18 protein-coding genes are annotated in these 19,067 nt (G+C 45.3%); 15 read left to right on the forward strand and 3 right to left on the reverse strand.

Translation table 11 applies throughout. The features are described from left to right. Positions 1-18 precede the first annotated feature (18 nt). From AABW11_RS10430 to AABW11_RS10480, 11 genes are all read left to right on the forward strand, one after another. Positions 19-978: a UDP-glucuronic acid decarboxylase family protein gene (locus tag AABW11_RS10430; RefSeq protein ID WP_340105028.1), complete on the forward strand. Its 960-nt coding sequence runs from the start codon at positions 19-21 to the stop codon at positions 976-978. Then, positions 971-1,435, forward strand: a complete 465-nt coding sequence (locus AABW11_RS10435) for an NUDIX domain-containing protein (protein ID WP_340105029.1) — start codon at positions 971-973, stop codon at positions 1,433-1,435. Before AABW11_RS10430 ends, AABW11_RS10435 begins: the two co-directional genes overlap by 8 nt. Beyond that, the gene (locus AABW11_RS10440; RefSeq protein ID WP_340105030.1) at positions 1,408-2,658 is read left to right on the forward strand and encodes a hypothetical protein; all 1,251 of its coding nucleotides are present in this window, start codon (positions 1,408-1,410) and stop codon (positions 2,656-2,658) included. Before AABW11_RS10435 ends, AABW11_RS10440 begins: the two co-directional genes overlap by 28 nt. 11 nt (positions 2,659-2,669) lie before the next feature. Continuing rightward, positions 2,670-4,424 (forward strand): hypothetical protein, encoded by a 1,755-nt coding sequence (locus AABW11_RS10445; RefSeq protein ID WP_340105031.1) that lies wholly within the window; start codon positions 2,670-2,672, stop codon positions 4,422-4,424. Between the two features lie 116 nt (positions 4,425-4,540). Next, the gene (locus AABW11_RS10450; protein WP_445263754.1) at positions 4,541-5,284 is read left to right on the forward strand and encodes a hypothetical protein; all 744 of its coding nucleotides are present in this window, start codon (positions 4,541-4,543) and stop codon (positions 5,282-5,284) included. Continuing rightward, complete coding sequence (gene pta / locus AABW11_RS10455) at positions 5,284-6,276, forward strand: phosphate acetyltransferase (protein WP_340105032.1); 993 nt, start codon at positions 5,284-5,286, stop codon at positions 6,274-6,276. Before AABW11_RS10450 ends, pta begins: the two co-directional genes overlap by 1 nt. Before the next feature lie 31 nt (positions 6,277-6,307). Then, entirely contained in the window at positions 6,308-7,327 is a 1,020-nt protein-coding gene (fni, locus tag AABW11_RS10460) for a type 2 isopentenyl-diphosphate Delta-isomerase (RefSeq protein WP_340105033.1), read from the forward strand. 89 nt (positions 7,328-7,416) lie between these two features. After that, positions 7,417-8,388 (forward strand): polyprenyl synthetase family protein, encoded by a 972-nt coding sequence (locus AABW11_RS10465; protein ID WP_340105034.1) that lies wholly within the window; start codon positions 7,417-7,419, stop codon positions 8,386-8,388. A gap of 5 nt (positions 8,389-8,393) precedes the next feature. Further along, entirely contained in the window at positions 8,394-9,221 is an 828-nt protein-coding gene (locus AABW11_RS10470; RefSeq protein WP_340105035.1) for an outer membrane protein assembly factor BamD, read from the forward strand. Then, entirely contained in the window at positions 9,218-9,817 is a 600-nt protein-coding gene (nadD, locus tag AABW11_RS10475; RefSeq protein ID WP_340105036.1) for a nicotinate (nicotinamide) nucleotide adenylyltransferase, read from the forward strand. Before AABW11_RS10470 ends, nadD begins: the two co-directional genes overlap by 4 nt. A 27-nt stretch (positions 9,818-9,844) precedes the next feature. Beyond that, positions 9,845-10,843: a S66 peptidase family protein gene (locus AABW11_RS10480; RefSeq protein ID WP_340105037.1), complete on the forward strand. Its 999-nt coding sequence runs from the start codon at positions 9,845-9,847 to the stop codon at positions 10,841-10,843. Positions 10,844-11,065: 222 nt separating this feature from the next. Here the strand turns inward: AABW11_RS10480 and AABW11_RS10485 are convergent, their stop codons facing one another. From AABW11_RS10485 to AABW11_RS10495, 3 genes are all read right to left on the reverse strand, one after another. Continuing rightward, positions 11,066-11,587, reverse strand: a complete 522-nt coding sequence (locus tag AABW11_RS10485; RefSeq protein WP_340105038.1) for a PH domain-containing protein — start codon at positions 11,585-11,587, stop codon at positions 11,066-11,068. 48 nt (positions 11,588-11,635) lie between these two features. Then, positions 11,636-12,181 (reverse strand): cob(I)yrinic acid a,c-diamide adenosyltransferase, encoded by a 546-nt coding sequence (locus tag AABW11_RS10490; RefSeq protein WP_340105039.1) that lies wholly within the window; start codon positions 12,179-12,181, stop codon positions 11,636-11,638. A gap of 270 nt (positions 12,182-12,451) precedes the next feature. Then, entirely contained in the window at positions 12,452-13,069 is a 618-nt protein-coding gene (locus AABW11_RS10495; RefSeq protein ID WP_340105040.1) for an IMPACT family protein, read from the reverse strand. A gap of 207 nt (positions 13,070-13,276) precedes the next feature. Here AABW11_RS10495 and AABW11_RS10500 point away from each other — a divergent pair, with 207 nt between their 5' ends. The 4 genes from AABW11_RS10500 (at position 13,277) to AABW11_RS10515 (ending at position 18,884) form a co-directional block, all read left to right on the forward strand. Next, positions 13,277-13,981, forward strand: a complete 705-nt coding sequence (locus tag AABW11_RS10500; RefSeq protein ID WP_340105041.1) for a succinate dehydrogenase cytochrome b subunit — start codon at positions 13,277-13,279, stop codon at positions 13,979-13,981. A gap of 31 nt (positions 13,982-14,012) precedes the next feature. Further along, positions 14,013-15,932, forward strand: a complete 1,920-nt coding sequence (locus AABW11_RS10505) for a fumarate reductase/succinate dehydrogenase flavoprotein subunit (RefSeq protein WP_340105042.1) — start codon at positions 14,013-14,015, stop codon at positions 15,930-15,932. Positions 15,933-15,950: 18 nt separating this feature from the next. Beyond that, positions 15,951-16,688, forward strand: a complete 738-nt coding sequence (locus AABW11_RS10510; RefSeq protein ID WP_445263757.1) for a succinate dehydrogenase/fumarate reductase iron-sulfur subunit — start codon at positions 15,951-15,953, stop codon at positions 16,686-16,688. A 252-nt stretch (positions 16,689-16,940) separates the two neighbouring features. Then, positions 16,941-18,884, forward strand: coding sequence for a RecQ family ATP-dependent DNA helicase (locus tag AABW11_RS10515; RefSeq protein WP_340105044.1), 1,944 nt, complete (start codon positions 16,941-16,943; stop codon positions 18,882-18,884). Positions 18,885-19,067 lie beyond the last annotated feature (183 nt).

Below are 19,067 nucleotides of genomic sequence, written 5' to 3' on the forward strand. Positions count from 1 at the left end.
TCTATTTTAAATATATATATGGCTAAGGCTAAAAAAAAGGTATTGATAACAGGCGGTTGCGGATTTCTGGGCTCACACTTATGTGATCGCTATCTAAAGGAAGGATACAGAGTTGTCTGTATGGATAATCTGATTACAGGAAATCCTGAAAATATTGCACATCTGATGGGCAATGAGGATTTCGAGTTCGTTAAACACGATGTGACAAACTACATTTTTGTGCCGGGAGAACTGGACCTGGTCCTTCATTTCGCTTCACCCGCATCCCCGATTGATTACCTGGAGATGCCGATACAGACGCTGAAGGTGGGTTCGCTGGGAACACACAAAGCGCTTGGGCTTGCAAAGGAGAAAAATGCGAGGTTTCTGCTTGCATCAACCAGTGAAGTATATGGCGATCCGCTGACGCATCCGCAGAAAGAAGATTACTGGGGAAATGTAAATCCCATTGGCCTGCGCGGCGTGTACGATGAAGCTAAACGTTTTGCAGAAGCCATGACGATGGGCTACCATCGGTACCACGATCTTGAAACCAGGATTGTAAGGATATTCAACACCTACGGAACCCGGATGCGTCTGCGTGACGGGCGTGCGCTTCCAACGTTCATGCGTCAGGCTCTTAAAGGAAATCCAATTACGGTGTTTGGTGATGGCTCACAGACGCGATCGTTTACCTACGTTGATGACCTGGTAGACGGAATTTACCGGCTCTCTCAATCTGATGAAACAGAACCGGTGAATATTGGAAACCCTGAAGAAGTGACAATCCTTGATTTTGCCAAAGAAGTAATCGAATTAACAGGCAGCAACAGTGAAATTATTCATGAAGATCTGCCGGAAGATGATCCTAAAGTGAGGCAGCCTGATATTTCTAAAGCCAAGCGTGTTCTCGGCTGGGAGCCACAGGTAGATCGTAAAGAAGGGTTGAAGAAAACACTTGCTTACTTTAAAGAAGAGGTAGAACGTTCCAATGGATGACAAGAAACTCATTGATCTCTATCCGTACCGGGTGGTGGACAATGATGTCTCGTTTTTGCTGTTCAGGAGAGCCAAGGGGAAAATTTACGAGGGCCAGTGGCGGATGATTGGCGGAAAAGTAAAGCCTCAGGAAACATACTGGAAGGCTGCTCTGCGGGAACTCAGGGAAGAAACGAATCTTGTACCAAAACACTTTTGGACCATACCAAGTATCAATCAATTTTATGAGCACACATCGGACAAGATTTTGAGTATACCTGCGTTTGCCGCGGAGATCAATCCCGATGAAATCATTAAGCTTGATGATGAGCATACTGAATTCAGATGGATAAAACCAAAGGATGCATCAACCTATATTAAATGGCCGGAACAAATTCGCCTGATCGAGCTTACAAACAAACTAATCACCTCAAACAAAATTCTGGACGATTGGCGCGTACCTATCTCTTCATCATAGCCGGCTTTTTACTATCACTGTGCTCAATTTTGCCTGCAAATTCTCAAAACTCCAAATCCTACGAATTTATACCTGCACCGGATATCTGGTATAACGATGTGGACGGAATTCGCCTGGGTATTCGCCTGAAAGGGCAGGTACCGGGTACGTTCGAAGATGGCCCGCACAGGCTTGATGCCGGACTGTGGCTGGGTACATGGTTCCCCGACCTGCCGGTTTCTTATTATTTGAGTTTCACTGAGCCAATTCCCGACTGGTCAGATTTTGGCAGCGAAGCCAGTGTGCAGGCCATTTCCTCCATAAGAACAGGGTACTCACGCCACGGCATTGGGTTTAATAAACGATGGCAGCAGGGTTTTGATGAGCGCCGGTATAAAGAAATCAGCCTGTTTAATACATATGAAAAAAGATTTGATAAAGAGTATGCTGCTTTTCCAGCTCTTTGGTCGGATGACGACAAGCTTTTAACCACCCTTGAAATCAACCTTCAGGATAATAACGCGCTTGGTTATTATACCATCTCTCTCTCGGGGGCATTGCAATATGCAAACCAAAATTTTGGCTTTGGATCCGTAACCGCTGTGCAGCGTGTTCCTTTTAACGAAAACTGGGGCGTGAAACTTCGGGGGTTTGCCGGGACGTCATCGGCCTCAACTGCACCTGAATATCTATATGCCAGGAGTACCGGACCGGCTGTCAACACTTTATCAAGTGGTGTAACACGCGCGAAGGGCACGATACCTCAGCCGTGGATAGAGAGCGGAAATTTTCATATTGCCGGTGGAGCGAATCTGAGAGGATATACTCAATCTGACGTGCATTCATTTCTGTTAGATCGATGCGAGGGCTGTGTATTTGAAAATCCGGATGATCTGCGTATAGATTTATTCAGATCAATTGCAGCGGTTAATGCTGAACTGGATTATCCCAATCCCATAAAGTCCCTCTTTAATCGTATTCCGTACGCTGCAGATTTTATCACTTTGCGGTCCTACCTATTTTTTGACGCCGGGTCAACACTCGGATCGAGTGATTCTTCTGATTCGATAATTGCCGATGGGGGAGCCGGTTTCGCACTGTCTTTGAATATTCCCGATTATCTTGGAAAGCCCCGCGGGTTTGTGATTCGCTACGATATTCCATTCTGGGTGTCTAATCCTGACTCGGGTGACCCGTTTGAGTTTAGAAGTCTGGTTGGTTTTGGTGCTGTCTTATCATTTTAAATATCAGATCGATGGTTACTGTCCGAATTGTTTTATTGGGCATTTTATTATTTGTAGCGGCAGGCTGTACCACAAGTAAATGGACGGTTATAGATGAGGATGCAGTAAATAGCAGTGAACAGCCGGACGTTGTACAATCATCAACTCAGCTCATTCTCGATCAAAAACCTACAGTTGAAAATCCCGTCTTACGGCTGGCTCCATATAATATTGTACAGCGTGAATATGCTGAGCGGGTACAGGTTCAGCGAATGGTTCAGGAGTATAAGCCTAAATGGGGATTTGCACTGCTTGCGTTAACAGGCTCTGCCCTTTCGTTTATGGCGGCAAATTCTAATTATCTCATACCTTCGGCAACCACCACGCAGCGAATAACTCTCAACGCTACGGGGGCAATGCTGGCTCTGCTTGCTACAACAAATCTGCAGGAGAAGGGGCCTCCCATCATGACGGATGAGATCCGATATCTTAGGCAGACAGGATTTGCTGTGCGGATAGATACATTGGCAGTGAAATCATCTGGCGATGAAACAGCCTCCATCAAAATAAATAACGACGGCACTATTCTCCTGAATGAGCCATCTATTTCGGTTGAGAATGGATTTATAGAAATTAATCTGGGCGCACTATCATCTGAAGTCTCCGGGCAGATTACTGGAGATTCAGAGTTTGTTATTAATGCGAATTACAATGGGGCAGAGAATATATACACCTTACCGGTGACAGATTTTTTGGAGCCTTATTTTGTAGTTCAGGAACCCACCGGGCAGGTCAGAAGCGGTAGTTCGATTACAAGAGATAATGTGATTGCCGAAGTTGGCGAGGATAGTGCACTTCCGGTCGTTGACAGTACAACGGATCAGTGGGTTGAAATCCGTTATGGGAATATAAATGCCTTTATGCGGCGAAATGCCGGCAGGCTTGAATGGCGGTCGACGGCGGCGGATGGGCCTGCGCTGCTTGTTGAGCTTGCGGACATTCCGTTTGGCGAGATTGATGTAGAGACTTCAGTGCCGGTAATCAAATCCCGAAACAGCGCAGACAGAGCTTATGTCTTAAGTGGCAATAACGAAAATCAGGCCGGCTCCAACCAGTTTAGTGAACGTGATGAACAGCTTTTCCGCTACTACATGAGCAGGGCACTCCGGCTGGAAGAGGGACAGATGACGACTATTGAAGATGCAGATTTAACCACGTGGGTAAGTGATCTTCAGTCATGTGAAGAGATGGGTGGCGGATCACTGCACATTTATTTGACGGGATTTGCAAGGTCTGCCGAGGCGGAGTCCGGGCCCCAGAATTTGGAACTATTCCATGTTAACAAGGCCGGCGACGTTAGCAGCCTGGCGCTCATGGATCTATTTGACCAATTGTCTGCCTGTACGGCTGAAAGGATGTTTGTATATGTAGATCTCGAATATGTTGATGAGGTAGAGGATGGACAAATTATATCGTTTATGAATGCAAATGGCGGAAAACAACAGCGACTAGCAAACCGTCTGCTCAGAAATTTTCCGAATGCGTTTGTTCTTTTCGGAAATCGTATCGGTCAGAGTTCCTCCGTTTATAGTGGTTCTCCGGAGGATGATAAGCGGCATCATATCTTTCCCTATTTTTGGGCTGAAGCCATTCAGAAGCGAAAAACGAAGATGTTTGAGCTGGTTCGGCATCTCGAAAACAATGTTGATTACACATCCAGGCGCCTGCACGATCAGCCCCAGGAAGTTCGTGGATATGGAAATATAATGTTGGATATGGCGGAATGATGACTGGGTGGATCTTTATCTTATTAAGTTCCTTCTGCTCTGTATTAATAGCCCACTTATTAAAGTTTACCGAATTTAAAAAACTGAGTACAACCAAGGTTCTTACCGTAAACTATGTGGTTGCCTCGCTTGTAGCTTTTCTTACACCCTTAGGTGGCACTGAGTTAGATTTTCAGCTGCAAACTGCCTGGCCGGCGCTTGTTCTTGCGATATTTGTCGGATTTATATTCATTGCCAATTTTTTTATCTATAGTAAATCCGTGAGTAAGAACGGTGTCGGCATCAGCGTGGCAGCCATGCGTATGTCACTACTAATTCCCGTTCTTCTGTCAACAATTTGGTATTTGGAGCTGATGAGCACCAGGCAATGGATCGGTTTTATAACCGTGATTGTGGCATTATTTTTACTTCTGCCGAATAAACGGCGCATGCTTCGCGAACCGAAAAGCGCGGCGTGGCTGCTTGTTTTATTGTTTTTGGGAACCGGTTTAGGGGATGGATCCCTGAAGATTTTCGAAGCGGATTTTAGCTCTTACCTTACAAAAGAACAATTTATGGGAACAGTATTTTTGAGTGCCACGCTCGTTGGATTTCTTGTAGTATTGATAAAAGGTAATCTCTCGTTTTCAAAACAGGAACTGGGGATGGGAATTCTTGTTGGTATACCAAACTTATACTCCGCGATTTTCCTTATAGAAGCGCTGGAAGTCATGAATGGAGCTATTGTTTATAGTATTGTAAATACATTAACCGTTCTGGGCGCTACAGTCTTAGGAATGATCCGCTGGGGAGACATTGTCACACCCGTGCAGTGGACAGGAATCGCTGCTACTTTACTTTCAATCTTACTTTTGATGTAATGAAAAAATCTATACTTCAGACAATTTTAAAACGAAGCATTGATCTCCGCCGAAAAATCGTTTTTCCGGAGGCAGGAAGGGATCCACGCGTTTTGCACGCGGTGATGGATCTGTACAAGGCAAATGTCGTGCAGCCGGTTCTGGTCAGTCTTGATCAAAACATTGAAAAACTGGCAGATACCGAAGACATCGATCTCCCTGAGTCTATTCCTGTTATTCATACGGAGGATGAGGACGAACAGAAAAGGCGGATCTCATTTTTCGAAGAGAAACTCAGTCATAAGAATCCCTCGCAGCAAGAGATTTTACGGCTCGCGAAAGATCCTTTAATGACGGCAGGCTGGCTTGTTGCTACGGGTAAAGCAGAGGGGGCTGTTGCCGGATCAATCGCATCCACGGCGGATGTAATTCGTGCATCTTTGCGTACTATTGGAACGGCTGAAGGAGCTAAATTGGTATCAAGCACATTTTTGATGGAGTTCAGGAATGATGATGTGGTTACCTATGCAGATTGTGGCGTGGTTCCATATCCGGATGCCGAACAACTGGCAGATATAGCAGTAACATCCGGTCAGACACACAAAATTCTAACCGGTGAAGATCCAAAAATTGCATTCCTTTCATTTTCAACAAAGGGAAGTGCATCGCACGAACGAGTGGAACTGGTTAAAAATGCCCTTCAGATTGCTCAAGACAGGAAAAAAGATTGGCAAATGGATGGTGAGCTTCAGTTCGACTCAGCGTTTGTACCGGAAGTAGGTAAGAGAAAAGCACCTGATTCAAAGGTAGCCGGCAATGCGAATGTCTACATATTTCCAAATCTTGATGCAGGAAATATTGCATACAAAATTACCGAGCGGGTTGGCGGAGCCACAGCAATCGGCCCCATCCTTCAGGGCCTCGCCAAACCATATATGGATCTCTCCAGGGGATGTTCTCAGGACGATATCTTTTATGCCGCCGCAATTTGCAGCGTGTTATCAAATGCCTAAAAATAGTTATTAATCACTAAAGTCGTCAGCTATGTCCATTCAGGAACGGAAAAAGGATCATGTAGACCTATGCGTGTATGATGATGTTGGCTATGAAATGCCAACCGGGTTTGATAGATATTATTTTCGGCATAATGCAATGCCTGAGATAAACATAGATGATGTGTCCGTGGAAGGGACGCTGCTGGGCCGTTCATTTTCGTTCCCGCTGATGATTTCATCCATGACGGGCGGATATTCCGATGCCGGCCGGATTAATGCACAAATAGCACGGTTTTGTGAATCTGAAAATTTGCCGTTTGGTGTGGGAAGCCAACGTGCACTGCTCGATCATCCGGAAGAGTTGGAAAGCTTTTCGGTAGTGCGTGATGAAGCCCCGACGGCATTTATAGCGGCAAACATCGGTGGTGCCCAAATTGCCGGTGGACTACCGGAAGAGAAGTTGTTGGTGTTGATTGACTCTATCAAAGCAGATGCAATAATCGTCCACCTGAATCCTCTGCAGGAACTTGTTCAACCCGAAGGAGACCGGAAGTTTGCCGGTATTGAAAATGGAATAGCCAGGCTTGTGACCCAGTCACCAGTACCGGTTATTGTGAAAGAGACAGGTGCTGGCATTTCCGGGGATGTTGCCCGACGGCTTCTTGCTATCGGTGTTTCTGTAATTGATGTAGCCGGGGCCGGGGGTACCAGCTGGTCAAAAGTAGAGAATAAGCGCAAAGAGGATTCCGGATCAACAGACCTTTTTAATGAGTGGGGTATTCCAACACTCACCTGCGTAAAAGAAGCGGCTGACCTCCACGGCGAGTTTCGGTTTGAACTGATTGCCTCCGGTGGCATCAGGGGCGCATCAGACATCGTAAAAGCGCACTGTTTTGGCGCAGATTTTACTGCATCGGCCCGGCCGGTTATTCAGGCACTGATAAAAGGCGGGGAAGAGGAATTACAGCGGCTCGTCGACCGCTGGAAGGAGCAAACAGCTATTATTCTCACCCTTTTAGGTCGGCGATCTCTTTTGGAGTGTTCAACCAAAGATGTTGGAAATAAGTAGATCGATCAGGCATCAAATTTTGTATATTAGGTTCGTTTTTAGCTCAGACCCATGACCGGCACTTTTTCTGAATCACATTTTATAATTCGTTGAAATTCATCACCCCCTACGTCACAAGCATTGAAAACGCACTTGGCTCACTAGACTTGCCCGAATCCCCCCGGACTCTATACGATCCCCAGCGGTATATGCTTGGAAATGGAGGAAAAAGAATCCGTCCCGTCCTTACCCTGATGGCTTGTGGAATGTGTGGAGAAAAGCGGCGAAAAGCGATGCCGGCGGCACTGGCTGTAGAACTGCTACATAATTTTACTCTCATGCATGATGATATTATGGATCAGGCAGAGAGCCGACGGGGAAAACCGGCGGTCCACATAAAATGGGATGAATCTGTTGCCATTCTTTCCGGAGATAGCATGCACACCCGGGCACTTTTATTGCTGAATAAACTCGATACATCAGTTGATTACAGGCAGATAAATACGATCTTTTTAAAAGGGATCAATAAAGTATGTGAAGGCCAGGCTCTCGACATGGAGTTTGAAACACGGGAGGATGTTTCCCTGCAGGAGTACATGACAATGATCGGCGGTAAAACCGGTGCACTTCTTGAAGCATCACTCCAAATGGGAGGTGTCATTGCAGGGTGTAATAGCACTCAGCTACATGCTCTCCAACAAATTGGCAAAAATATCGGGCATGCATTTCAAATACAGGATGACTGGCTTGATGTTGTTGCCGATCCCGACAAGTTTGGGAAACGGGTAGCAGGTGACATCTATGAGTGTAAGAAAACATATCTGATGATTCTGGCACTTGAACGCTGCAATAAAGATCAGAAAAAATGGTTAAAAGAGTGCCTGAGAAGTAAACCGCTTCAGGATGAAGATGTTCAGTCTGTCATTTCCCTTTACAGGGAACTCGATGTGATTGAGGATGCACGAACAAAAATGGCGGAGTTGTATGACACAGCTGAACAATCCTTAGAAATATTTGGTGAATCAGAAGATAAGCGTGATCTTACTCAACTTATCAAAACTTTAAAGAAACGGGACCACTAAAATCAATGCGTAAAGTTTTACTTTTTACATTAGCTGCTTTTGCTCTTATTTCATGCCGAAGCCAGGATCTCATCCGGCCCGGCGATACTCTTGAAGTTGCGTTTAACAAAGCAAAAGCTCAATATGATGCGGAAGAGTGGTCATCTGCCGCAAGTGCTTTTGAAACGGTTGTATCAATAGGCCGTGGTACTGATCTTGGACAGGAAGCCCAGTTTTTGTTGGCCGAAAGCTACTATAATAACAAGCGATATTTACTTGCTGCATCCGAATACGACAGATACGCTACGTTTTATCCCAGGTCAGAACGCCGGGAATTGGTCGACTTTAAAGCGGCAGTGTGCTATTACAAGCTAAGTCCGCGCTACCGGCTGGATCAAAGCTACACCCGGCAGGCACTTGAACGTTTTCGACTTTTTAACTCAAGGTATCCCAATTCAGAACGCGTTGCTGAGGCATCCGAATACATAACCGAACTCAGAAACAAACTTGCACGCAAACAGTATGAAGCCGCTGAGTTTTATAAACGTACAAGCCGTTTTAATGCTGCTATAGTTTATTATGATCTCGTACTTGATAACTATCCTGAATCGAGATGGGCAGAAGAGGCACTTGTTGATAAAATTGAGGCGTATATCTTGTATGCCGATAACAGTATTCCTGCAAGTCAGCTGGGGCGATACGAGTCAGCAGTCTCAAGCTACGAAACATACCTTCAGCTATTTCCCAGTGGAGATAACCGAAGCAGGGCAGAAGATCTTTATGACCGTGCCCGCAATGAGATAGAAGACATTACGAACGGCCGTGACCAGGAACCTGTAGCTGAAAACGAGTGAGTCCGGCAGGACCAAGAACGGGCTTATTTGGAGGGGCATTTGATCCTGTTCATCACGGACACGTTAAAATTGCCAAATCCTTTTTAGATAGTAACCTCATTGATCGGTTGCTCGTGGTTCCAACGCCAGAATCGCCTCATAAAGATACGTCGGGGCAAACTCCTTTTGCACATCGCTTCAGGATGCTACAGCTTGCTTTCCGGGATATTGATCAGGTTGCTGTATCCGACATCGAAACCCATCTTTCCAAACCATCTTATACGCTGAAAACCATCAGGTATCTGCAGGACGAAAATCCAGGTAACAAATACTTTCTTTGCATAGGCGAAGACAGCCTTGCATCATTTCATAAATGGTGGGAGTATGAAGAGATTCTCGACAGGGTTCCTCTGATTGTGGCCGCCCGCCCTGGCGCAGATAGTTCGCAGCAGTCTCAATCAATCCTCGACCGGGCTATTTTTGTTGATCACTCTGAGGTTGAGATCTCCTCTACAGAAATACGAAACAGAGCGTGGTCTGGCGACAATCAATTGACTGATTCTGTTCCAGAACCTGTAGCTGATTACATTCATAAAAAAAACCTGTACTCCGCCTGACTTCCCATCCAACTGCCTGATGACATCATGAAACGATCAGATTTTCTAAAAACACTTGGGTCGGCATCACTTCCGCTGGCACTGCCTTTGGCAATAAAACATGCCGGGAAACAGAATCTGAACCGTCCGAAAAAAATGATGCCGGGGGATGTCATGGGGCTGGTTGCTCCGGCCGGAATAATTTATGATGAAGCTGAGTTTGAGAGAATGCAGAGAGAGCTGGCAGAGCTTGGATTACGATCAGTTTTTGGCGATCACGTTAGGAACAGGCACGGATACCTTGCTGGTACGGATCAGCAAAGAGCCGCTGACCTGAATGCGATGTTTGAGGACCCTGATATTGATGGAATTATGGCCGTTCGAGGCGGCTGGGGGTGCGCTCGAATTCTTCCTCACCTTAATTTCGAGACAATAGCCGATAACCCCAAAGTCTACTGTGGATTTAGTGATAACACGACCTTGCATCACGCCTTGATGGCATACAGCAATCTGCAAACATTTCATGGACCCAATGGAAATTCCGATTGGACCGACCTAACAAAGCAGAGTTTTGAATCGGTTGTGATGAAGGGCGAATTATCAACGTATCAGTCAGATAGCATGGTTAGCATCCTGATGCCGGGTAAAGCCACGGGGCGGCTTATTGGCGGAAACCTGAGCATTCTCACAACAACACTCGGTACGCCCTATCAAGCTAATTTTGACGATGCCATTCTGTTTGTTGAAGACATCGGGGAGGACACCTACAAGATTGACCGAATGATGTCTCACCTCGAGCAGGCCGGGATTTTAGACGTGATCTCCGGATTTGTATTTGGAAAATGTACGGATTGTTCGGCTGGGTCGCCGCCTACATTTTCTCTGCTGGAAGTTCTAAAACACTACCTGGACCGGTATCAGATTCCCTCAATTTATAATACAGATATCGGCCACGAACAGGATAATTTCACAATTCCGATGGGTGGGCTTGCCGAGCTTGATGCTGACAACGGCGTGATTACTTTGCTCGAACCGGCTGTTCAATAGCTATAAACCGGAGATCGAGAAATAATATTCTTCTTGGATGTTAAAAAGTCCCCTTCTTCTCAAGGAGGAGATTTAGGGATGATTATGCCGTGGCATACCGAAGGGAAAAAAGTTTTTGAGTTAAATTTGAGGCAAAAAACCCGGTCTACCATCACCAGCCCCTCCTTACACAGGATGGGAGTGAATTATGCGCTGCTTTATAATCGAATTCAGGTCAAAAGATCAGCTTTCGAAGTGTTTTTTCTCTTTTTTGAAGTCCTCATCGCTGAGTAATCCCTGTTGCCATAATCCCGTCAGGTAGTCAAGTTTATCAAGTGTGCCAGGTGATGGCGGTTCCCTATCTGGTGTCTTTTCAACATTGTGGAGCTCCTTCACCCGTTTGCGTTCGGTTCTAACCGCTGCCGATATCATATCGGACAGATTTTCGGGATCAGGCTGTCCCTTCAGCGTCATTTTTCTTGTTTCGGTTGACAATTTTATATCACCGATGCCGAACTTTTTATCCAGCCAGTTTTGCTCTACATCAAGAGTTTTAACATTTGCCAGGTCAATTTTTTGGGAAATATTCTGATCTTGATATTCAATCTGTCGATCAGTTACGGTGTAGGATATATTCGTCCGGCGGGTATGAACAACCCACAAAATCGCAATACCGATGCCGAGGACAGGTATAAGTAAGATTCCGAAAAAATATCCCCAGAACCAGCGTTTCCAATGCGGTTTAAGCTCGATAGATTTTGGCATATCAAAGTTCAATTTAGAAATTTACAAGTACTTGTCACTTCTCTTGCTTTAGCGCTCGGGAATCCACGGGGTTTCCTTTTCTCCCCCCTGCAGGTTTTCATAACGCGCAAGAACAAATAAAAGGTCCGATAACCGGTTCAGGTAAATAATAGCATCTGCGGGAATCTCTTCAGACTCCGACAGCTGAACAGTTTCACGTTCGGCTCTCCGGCAAACAGTCCGGGCAAAATGAAGAGTCGATCCTGCACCGCCTCCTCCGGGTAGAATAAAGGACTTTAGAGGGGGAAGATCTTCTTCAAGTGTATCAATCCACTTTTCGAGACCCTCAATTTCGGTATCGCCCACCTGGTCAATCCTTGCTTTTTCAGGATCCGGGGTGGCAAGTGTCGCGCCTACTACAAATAAATCGTTTTGAACCTGTGTAAGTATATCTTTGCCATGGTCGGACAACGAGTACGATAGCACCATTCCTATCGTAGAATTCAGCTCATCAACGGTTCCATAGGCCCTTATTCGAATGTTGCTTTTTTTGGTTTTGGTGCCTCCAAAAAGTGAGGTTTCACCGGCATCGCCTTTTTTAGTATAAATTTTCATGGATTTGTTATTTCAGAAATTTTAGAAATGATTCAGTTCAGGAAACACTCAGATTGGGTGTAATTAAATTTAATATCACCAGATCTTTTTTTCGAAAAATTGGATCACATTTGTCCTTACAAGACTTGTAGGATCAACTTACCCTACGCCGCGCACTGGTTATATTGCAAGAGCGATGAAAAAGGTAATATTTCAGAATATCAGTCTTCTAATGTTTTCTTCTATCGGCAGGGTTTCCAACATTTAAAGCATATCACATCATTCAGTTTTCTATGTTAAAATATGGCTGGATGCATTTCCTTTTTCAATATTCATCAGTAGATGTTGAAGGCCCTTTAAATGTTCTTCGAACACCGGCAACTCTTTTTCGGGACATTCAATAACCAGTTTTACATTTTCAGTGTATTCTGATTCAATTTCAAATAGCGTGAATGAATGATAGAGTTTGTCGATGAGTGATTGTTGATCGTAAGGATATGTAATGACGAACCTGCGGGTGGCAACGATTGGTTTCAAAATTGATTGATTGATGACAAATTCAGCCGCTTTTCCGTAGGCATCAATTAAACCGCTCTTTCCGAGCTTCGTCCCACCGTAGTATCGCACAACTACAACAATTGCATCTACAATATTAGCAGAACGCATGGCATTCAATATGGGCATTCCTGCCGTTCCTGAAGGTTCACCATCATCCTGGCTATGCTCAGAAATAGACGATGGGTCAACCCGAAAAGCGTAGCAGTGATGGGTAGCCGTGGGGTGTAGGTCTCTTATTTTTGAAAGCCGTATTTCTGCCTCTTCTGTTGTATCACATGGATTTATAAAGGATAAAAATTTTGATCCTTTGACCCTGTATTCGGCCTGATAATGTTGTGTTACAGTTAGCAATATAAATCAGTTTTACATGTTAATTAATAACTTAATGTAGATAGATTCTTAATAAGGTGTTGCCTCTGAAAGAAAGCGCTTCATCCTTGCCTTTTAGCTTAAATAAGTTGACTTTTACTGACTTAAACATGGAACCAAACTACGTAGTAGATCGTTAAGTCTCCAATCGAATATAAGTACTGCGTGTAGCAAAATTTTAATATATATATGCCATCACTTTTAAAAGCAGCATCATCCCAAGTTGGTCGAAAATTTTTAACCGGTCTGACCGGTATTTTCCTATTCATTTTTGTCGTTTTTCATCTTAGCGGAAACCTCGCAATTTTTGGTGATGTGGATGCTATGAATCGCTATTCCATGTTTCTTCATGATTTGGGGCCTCTGCTTTGGATTGCTCGTATTGGTTTACTGGCCGTGTTTTTAATCCACACATATATCGGAATTTCAATCTGGATACTAAAACGAAGAGCACGCCCACAGAAATATGAAGTCTACAGTAGCAAAGGTGGACCATCAAGGCAAAGTTTAAGTTCGCGAAGTATGGCTTTTACCGGGGTTGTGCTTCTCATATTTGTGGTCATACATATTGATACATTCGCTTTGGGAGATACTGGTACAGTGATGATCGACGGTCAACAGACTCACGACATCAAATCTCTCGTCATTGAAACATTTCAAGGCCCTTATTACGCCTTTGGGTACACTTTTGTGATGCTTTTATTGGGTGTTCACCTGGGGCACGGTATCTGGAGTTCCTTCACATCGCTTACAGTTAAAAGTAAAAAAGCATCAGCTATCATCTACTCAATTGGAATAATATTTGCAATTCTGATGGCCGTTGGATTTCTATTCATTCCAATGTATATCTACTTCGGCGGCGGTTGTGAAGCGTCTCTTATTCAATGCCGGTAATCTATTTTTAATCGAAAAAGTCTGACCCATTATGAAATTAGAATCAAACGTTCCCTCCGGTCCTCTTGAAGAGAAATGGAGCCGGCATTTGAAAGATTTGAAACTCGTCGCACCCAATAACAAAAGAAAGTATAAAGTTATAGTTGTGGGAACCGGCCTTGCCGGCGCTTCGGCAGCTTCAAGCCTTGCCGAACTTGGTTATGAAGTGTCTACGTTTTGCATCCAGGATTCTGCCCGTCGGGCACACAGTATTGCCGCCCAGGGTGGGATTAACGCAGCCAAAAATTACCCTAACGATGGTGATAGCGTATGGCGGCTATTTTATGATACAATCAAAGGTGGTGATTACAGGAGCCGTGAGGCCAATGTATATCGCCTTGCTCAAAATTCAAATAGCATTATTGATCAGGCCGTAGCACAGGGCGTTCCGTTTGCACGTGAGTATGGCGGACTGCTCGATAACCGCTCGTTTGGAGGTGCCCAGGTCTCGAGAACCTTTTATGCACGTGGGCAGACAGGTCAGCAGCTTTTGCTTGGTGCTTACCAATCAATGATGCGCCAGGTGCATGCCGGAAACATCAAAAATTACCCACGCCACGAAATGCTTGACCTGGTTGTGATTGACGGGAAAGCGCGTGGTATCATTACACGAAATCTTGTTGATGGATCCATTAACCGATGGCAGGCGGATGCAGTCGTGCTCTGTACCGGTGGCTATGGCAATGTCTTTTACCTTTCTACAAACGCAAAAAATTCAAACGTAACTGCCGCCTGGAGATGCCATAAGCGTGGAGCTGCTTTTGCAAATCCATGTATGGTTCAAATTCACCCGACTTGTATTCCGGTCAGTGGCGACTACCAGTCGAAGCTGACGCTGATGAGTGAAAGTTTACGGAATGACGGACGTGTATGGGTTCCGCGTGATCCTGAGGATAGCCGCAAGCCAAATGATATTCCAGAAGAGGACCGGTACTATTATCTCGAGGAGAAGTATCCCAGTTTTGGTAATCTTGTGCCTCGTGATGTGGCATCGAGAAATGCAAAAATGGTGACTGATGACGGCATGGGAGTCGGTGAAACCGGCCTGGCTGTCTACCTTGATTTCAGGGATGCGATCAAACGGGAAGGAAAAGAGGCTATAGCCGCTAAATACGGTAATCTGTTTGATATGTATCAAAATATCACGGATGACAATCCTTATGAAACCCCGATGAGAATTTTCCCGGCTGTTCACTATACAATGGGTGGCCTTTGGGTTGATTACAACTTAATGAGCAACATTCCGGGGCTGTTTGTCGCTGGTGAAGCCAATTTTTCCGATCACGGCGCTAACCGTCTTGGAGCCAGTGCCCTCATGCAGGGTTTATCTGACGGATATTTCATTGTGCCATACACCATTGGAAATTATCTCGCTGATGTGGACCTAACGAAAGTCACAACTGAGCATGATGCATTCTCTGAGGCAGCCAGTTCATCATCGGAAACTCTCGATAAGCTGCTGTCCGTCAACGGTGATAAAACCGTTGTGGAGTTCCACCGGGAACTTGGAAAAATCATGTGGGACAAGGTTGGCATCAGCCGAAGTAAAGAAGGCCTTGAAGAAGCGATTGAAGAAATACGTGCGCTTCGTGATGAGTTCTATGAGAACGTACGAGTTCCGGGTGATGCAACGTATTACAATAAATATCTCGAATTTGCCCATCGCGTGGCAGATTTCTTCGAACTCGCTGAGTTGATGGCGGTTGATGCTCTCGACAGAGACGAATCGTGTGGATGTCACTTGCGTGAAGAGTACCAGACCGAGGAGGGCGAAGCTCTGAGAAACGATGATGAATTCTCCTATGTATCTGCCTGGGAATATGGCGGAGTAAATGGGAAACTAAATACGACGCTCCATAAAGAGCCCCTCGAATTTGAGTTTGTGGAATTGAAACAAAGAAGTTACAAATAAGGATATCCTATGAGTGAGATGACCATCAATTTGAAAATTTGGCGCCAGAAGAACGCTAAAGCTGAGGGTAAGTTTCAGGATTACAAGCTAAATGGCGTAAGTGAGCACATGTCGTTTCTCGAAATGCTCGACGTTCTTAACGAAAACCTGATCAAAGAGGGCAAAGATCCGGTCGAGTTCGACTATGACTGTCGCGAAGGTATATGCGGGTCTTGTAACCTTGTGATTAATGGCCGTGCCCATGGCCCGAAACACATGACGGCGGCCTGCCAGCTCCATATGCGGAATTATAGCGATGGTGATACAATTGTTGTTGAACCTCCCAGAGCCAAAGCGTTTCCCATTGTAAGAGATTTGGTTGTTGACCGGTCTGCATTTGACCGCATCATAGAAGCGGGCGGGTACGTTTCCGTTAAAACCGGTGCTGCACCCGAAGCTAACCTGATCCCTGTCGAAAAAGATACAGCAGACGAGGCGTTTGATTACGCTACCTGTATTGGATGTGGCGCCTGTGTTGCTGCGTGTCCGAATTCATCAGCCTCGCTGTTTACCGGTGCCAAGCTTGCGCATCTTAACAGTCTTCCCCAAGGAAAACCGGAGCGCGACAAACGGTCGATCGCAATGGTTGAGCAGATGGAAGCAGAAGGGTTTGGCGACTGCTCAAATCATGCCGAGTGTGAGGCTGTTTGCCCGGTTGGTATCAGTATTTCAGCGATTGCAGAGATGCGTCGCGACTATATGAAAGCTATGTTTTGATTTATTAAAGCTCTCTTTCATACAAAAAAATCAAAAAAGGTGTGGGATCTTATCTCATGCCTTTTTTTATTGTTAATATTCAATTCCTTGGTGAGATATTCTAATCAAGGAACCCTCCAAGAGTTTTTCCCGATGGGTTCGCTTTTCGAGAACTCTTAGAGGGTTATACTTAGATTTTCTCAGATCCATTTTCGCAGACCTCCAAGGTTTTCAAAACCCAGGAGGTCTTATTAATCAGAACAGATGAAGAGCATGAATAAGCTTACGCTTGAAAATGCAAGAAAAAAGCTACAAGAGGTTTGGGGATACCCATCATTTCGACCGGGCCAGGAAGAGGTGATTTCTAATGTTCTACAAGGACAGGATACACTTGTACTTTTTCCTACAGGTGGCGGGAAATCGTTGTGTTATCAAGTGCCATCTCTCCTTTTTGAGGGAATGACACTTGTGATTTCCCCGCTTGTGGCACTGATGCAAGACCAGGTAGATCAACTAAAAAAGCTTGGCATTCGAGCCACATTCATCAACAGTACGCTGCCTGGTTATGAAACGGAACAGCGTATGGTAAATGCCCGAAATGGCATGTATCGCCTTCTGTATGTAGCTCCGGAGCGGCTGGCAACGGACATGTGGAAACACCAGATGCCGCAGTTTAACATCTCCCTGGTGGCCGTAGATGAAGCGCACTGTATATCCGAGTGGGGGCACAGCTTCAGGCCCAGCTACAGAACTATTCGAGAGGAACTGCGTGATCTGCCTGATTCCACCCGCTGGATTGCACTCACGGCTACGGCAACTCCGGAAGTGAAGGAGGATATTCAGACCAATCTTGAGTTTAGCGATCCAACGATTGTTGCCGGCGGTTTTGGGCGTGACAATCTGAAATGGTGGGTAAACGAAACGCCTCAAAAGCAGAAAATGCTGATGAATGCGGTAACAAAAGCATCAAAAAAGGGGAGTGGCATTGTCTATTGCAGTACCCGGCGGGATTGTGAACAGTGGGCCGGCCGTTTCAGGAGGGAAGGCATCAATTCGGAAGCGTATCACGCCGGATTGCAAAGTAAAACCAGGGAGAAAATTCAGACAGACTGGATCGAAGGAAAGACAGACGTCGTGGTGTCTACGAATGCATTCGGGATGGGGATTGATAAACCCGATTGTCGGTTTGTGGTCCATGAAACAATGCCGATATCGCTTGAATCTTACTACCAGGAAGCGGGCCGGGCGGGACGCGATGGCCAGGAAAGTTTTCCTGTATTAATTTACAAAAAAGGCGACGCGGAGCGCGCGGAGAAGCGAATCAGGCGGGGATATCCTGATTACGAGACTCTTAAAAAAGTGTACAACGGAATCTGTGATGAGCTGGATCTGGCGGTTGGAAGTGAGATGGAAACGGCTGAACCTATCGATTACAAAAAAATTGGTAAGAGAACCGGCCTTAAGGAATCACAGATTTCAGTATCGGTACGTGTACTTGAGCGGCTTGAGGTTTTGGAAAAAACAGAACTGTATGAATCAAAAATTGGCGTTCACTTTACCGCCGGAAAACATTACATCCGAAGTTTAATACAAGAATCAAGCTCCAAAAAAATGCAGTTTCTTGATCTTCTATTTCGGCAGTTCGGAGCTGAATCGTTCAATAAAATGCATTTCATTGATGAATCATATATTTGTGAAAAACTGAAGGTCACCTCTCGACAGCTCGAAAAGGCTCTGCAGGTCTTTGCAAGCCAGGATCAAATTCTTGAATACGCAAAGCGAGGTGAACAGCCGTTGATTCGGCTGATGGAATCCCGGATGGGAAAATTGGAGATCGACCACGAATCTGCCTACCACTACAGGGATGTTCTGCTTTCGAAGCTGGGCTACATGACGCAGTACATTGAAACCGACGGATGCCGGGAACAGTTTTTGAGAACTTATTTCGGTGAGACGGGAACAGGCCGGTGCGGCCACTGTGATAACTGTCTCAGGTCGGCAGGCAGTGATAATGTGATGTTGGGGCAGCAAGAAATCGATAAAATAGAAGCCCTATTGGCAGATGGAGATAAAACAGTAGGCGAACTGAAAAAGGGCTCAGGGCTTTCAGGTAAACAGGTCAGCCGGATACTTAAGCTGCTCTCCAGGGAAGACCAGCTGATTAAAGTTGAGGAAGATGGTGTACGTTTTGGGCTTAAGAATAAAGGAGAGGAATAGGTTTAAACGATTAAACCTGAGTTCGATTATAAATCAGGGTAAAAAAACACTACCCTCTTGTGTAAGGAGGGGCCAGAGGCGATCGCCATATAGTTTTTTAAGTTCAACTTAGCCTCAAAAACTCCTTTTCAACCACCCCTAAATCTCTCCTTGAAAAGGAGGGGACTTTTTGACCTCAAAAAA

It is taken from the genome of Rhodohalobacter sp. 8-1 (genome assembly GCF_038150125.1).
In the GTDB taxonomy this organism is placed as follows: domain Bacteria; phylum Bacteroidota; class Rhodothermia; order Balneolales; family Balneolaceae; genus SW132.

What these genes read in the sequence shown, in the direction of transcription:
- AABW11_RS10430 (WP_340105028.1), top strand. Translation starts at nt 19, where the DNA reads ATGGCTAAGGCTAAAAAAAAGGTATTGATAACAGGCGGTTGCGGATTT.
- AABW11_RS10435 (WP_340105029.1), top strand. Translation starts at nt 971, where the DNA reads ATGGATGACAAGAAACTCATTGATCTCTATCCGTACCGGGTGGTGGAC.
- AABW11_RS10445 (WP_340105031.1), top strand. Translation starts at nt 2,670, where the DNA reads ATGGTTACTGTCCGAATTGTTTTATTGGGCATTTTATTATTTGTAGCG.
- pta (WP_340105032.1), top strand. Translation starts at nt 5,284, where the DNA reads ATGAAAAAATCTATACTTCAGACAATTTTAAAACGAAGCATTGATCTC.
- fni (WP_340105033.1), top strand. Translation starts at nt 6,308, where the DNA reads ATGTCCATTCAGGAACGGAAAAAGGATCATGTAGACCTATGCGTGTAT.
- AABW11_RS10470 (WP_340105035.1), top strand. Translation starts at nt 8,394, where the DNA reads ATGCGTAAAGTTTTACTTTTTACATTAGCTGCTTTTGCTCTTATTTCA.
- AABW11_RS10480 (WP_340105037.1), top strand. Translation starts at nt 9,845, where the DNA reads ATGAAACGATCAGATTTTCTAAAAACACTTGGGTCGGCATCACTTCCG.
- AABW11_RS10485 (WP_340105038.1), bottom strand. Translation starts at nt 11,587, where the DNA reads ATGCCAAAATCTATCGAGCTTAAACCGCATTGGAAACGCTGGTTCTGG.
- AABW11_RS10490 (WP_340105039.1), bottom strand. Translation starts at nt 12,181, where the DNA reads ATGAAAATTTATACTAAAAAAGGCGATGCCGGTGAAACCTCACTTTTT.
- AABW11_RS10500 (WP_340105041.1), top strand. Translation starts at nt 13,277, where the DNA reads ATGCCATCACTTTTAAAAGCAGCATCATCCCAAGTTGGTCGAAAATTT.
- AABW11_RS10505 (WP_340105042.1), top strand. Translation starts at nt 14,013, where the DNA reads ATGAAATTAGAATCAAACGTTCCCTCCGGTCCTCTTGAAGAGAAATGG.
- AABW11_RS10510 (WP_445263757.1), top strand. Translation starts at nt 15,951, where the DNA reads ATGACCATCAATTTGAAAATTTGGCGCCAGAAGAACGCTAAAGCTGAG.
- AABW11_RS10515 (WP_340105044.1), top strand. Translation starts at nt 16,941, where the DNA reads ATGAATAAGCTTACGCTTGAAAATGCAAGAAAAAAGCTACAAGAGGTT.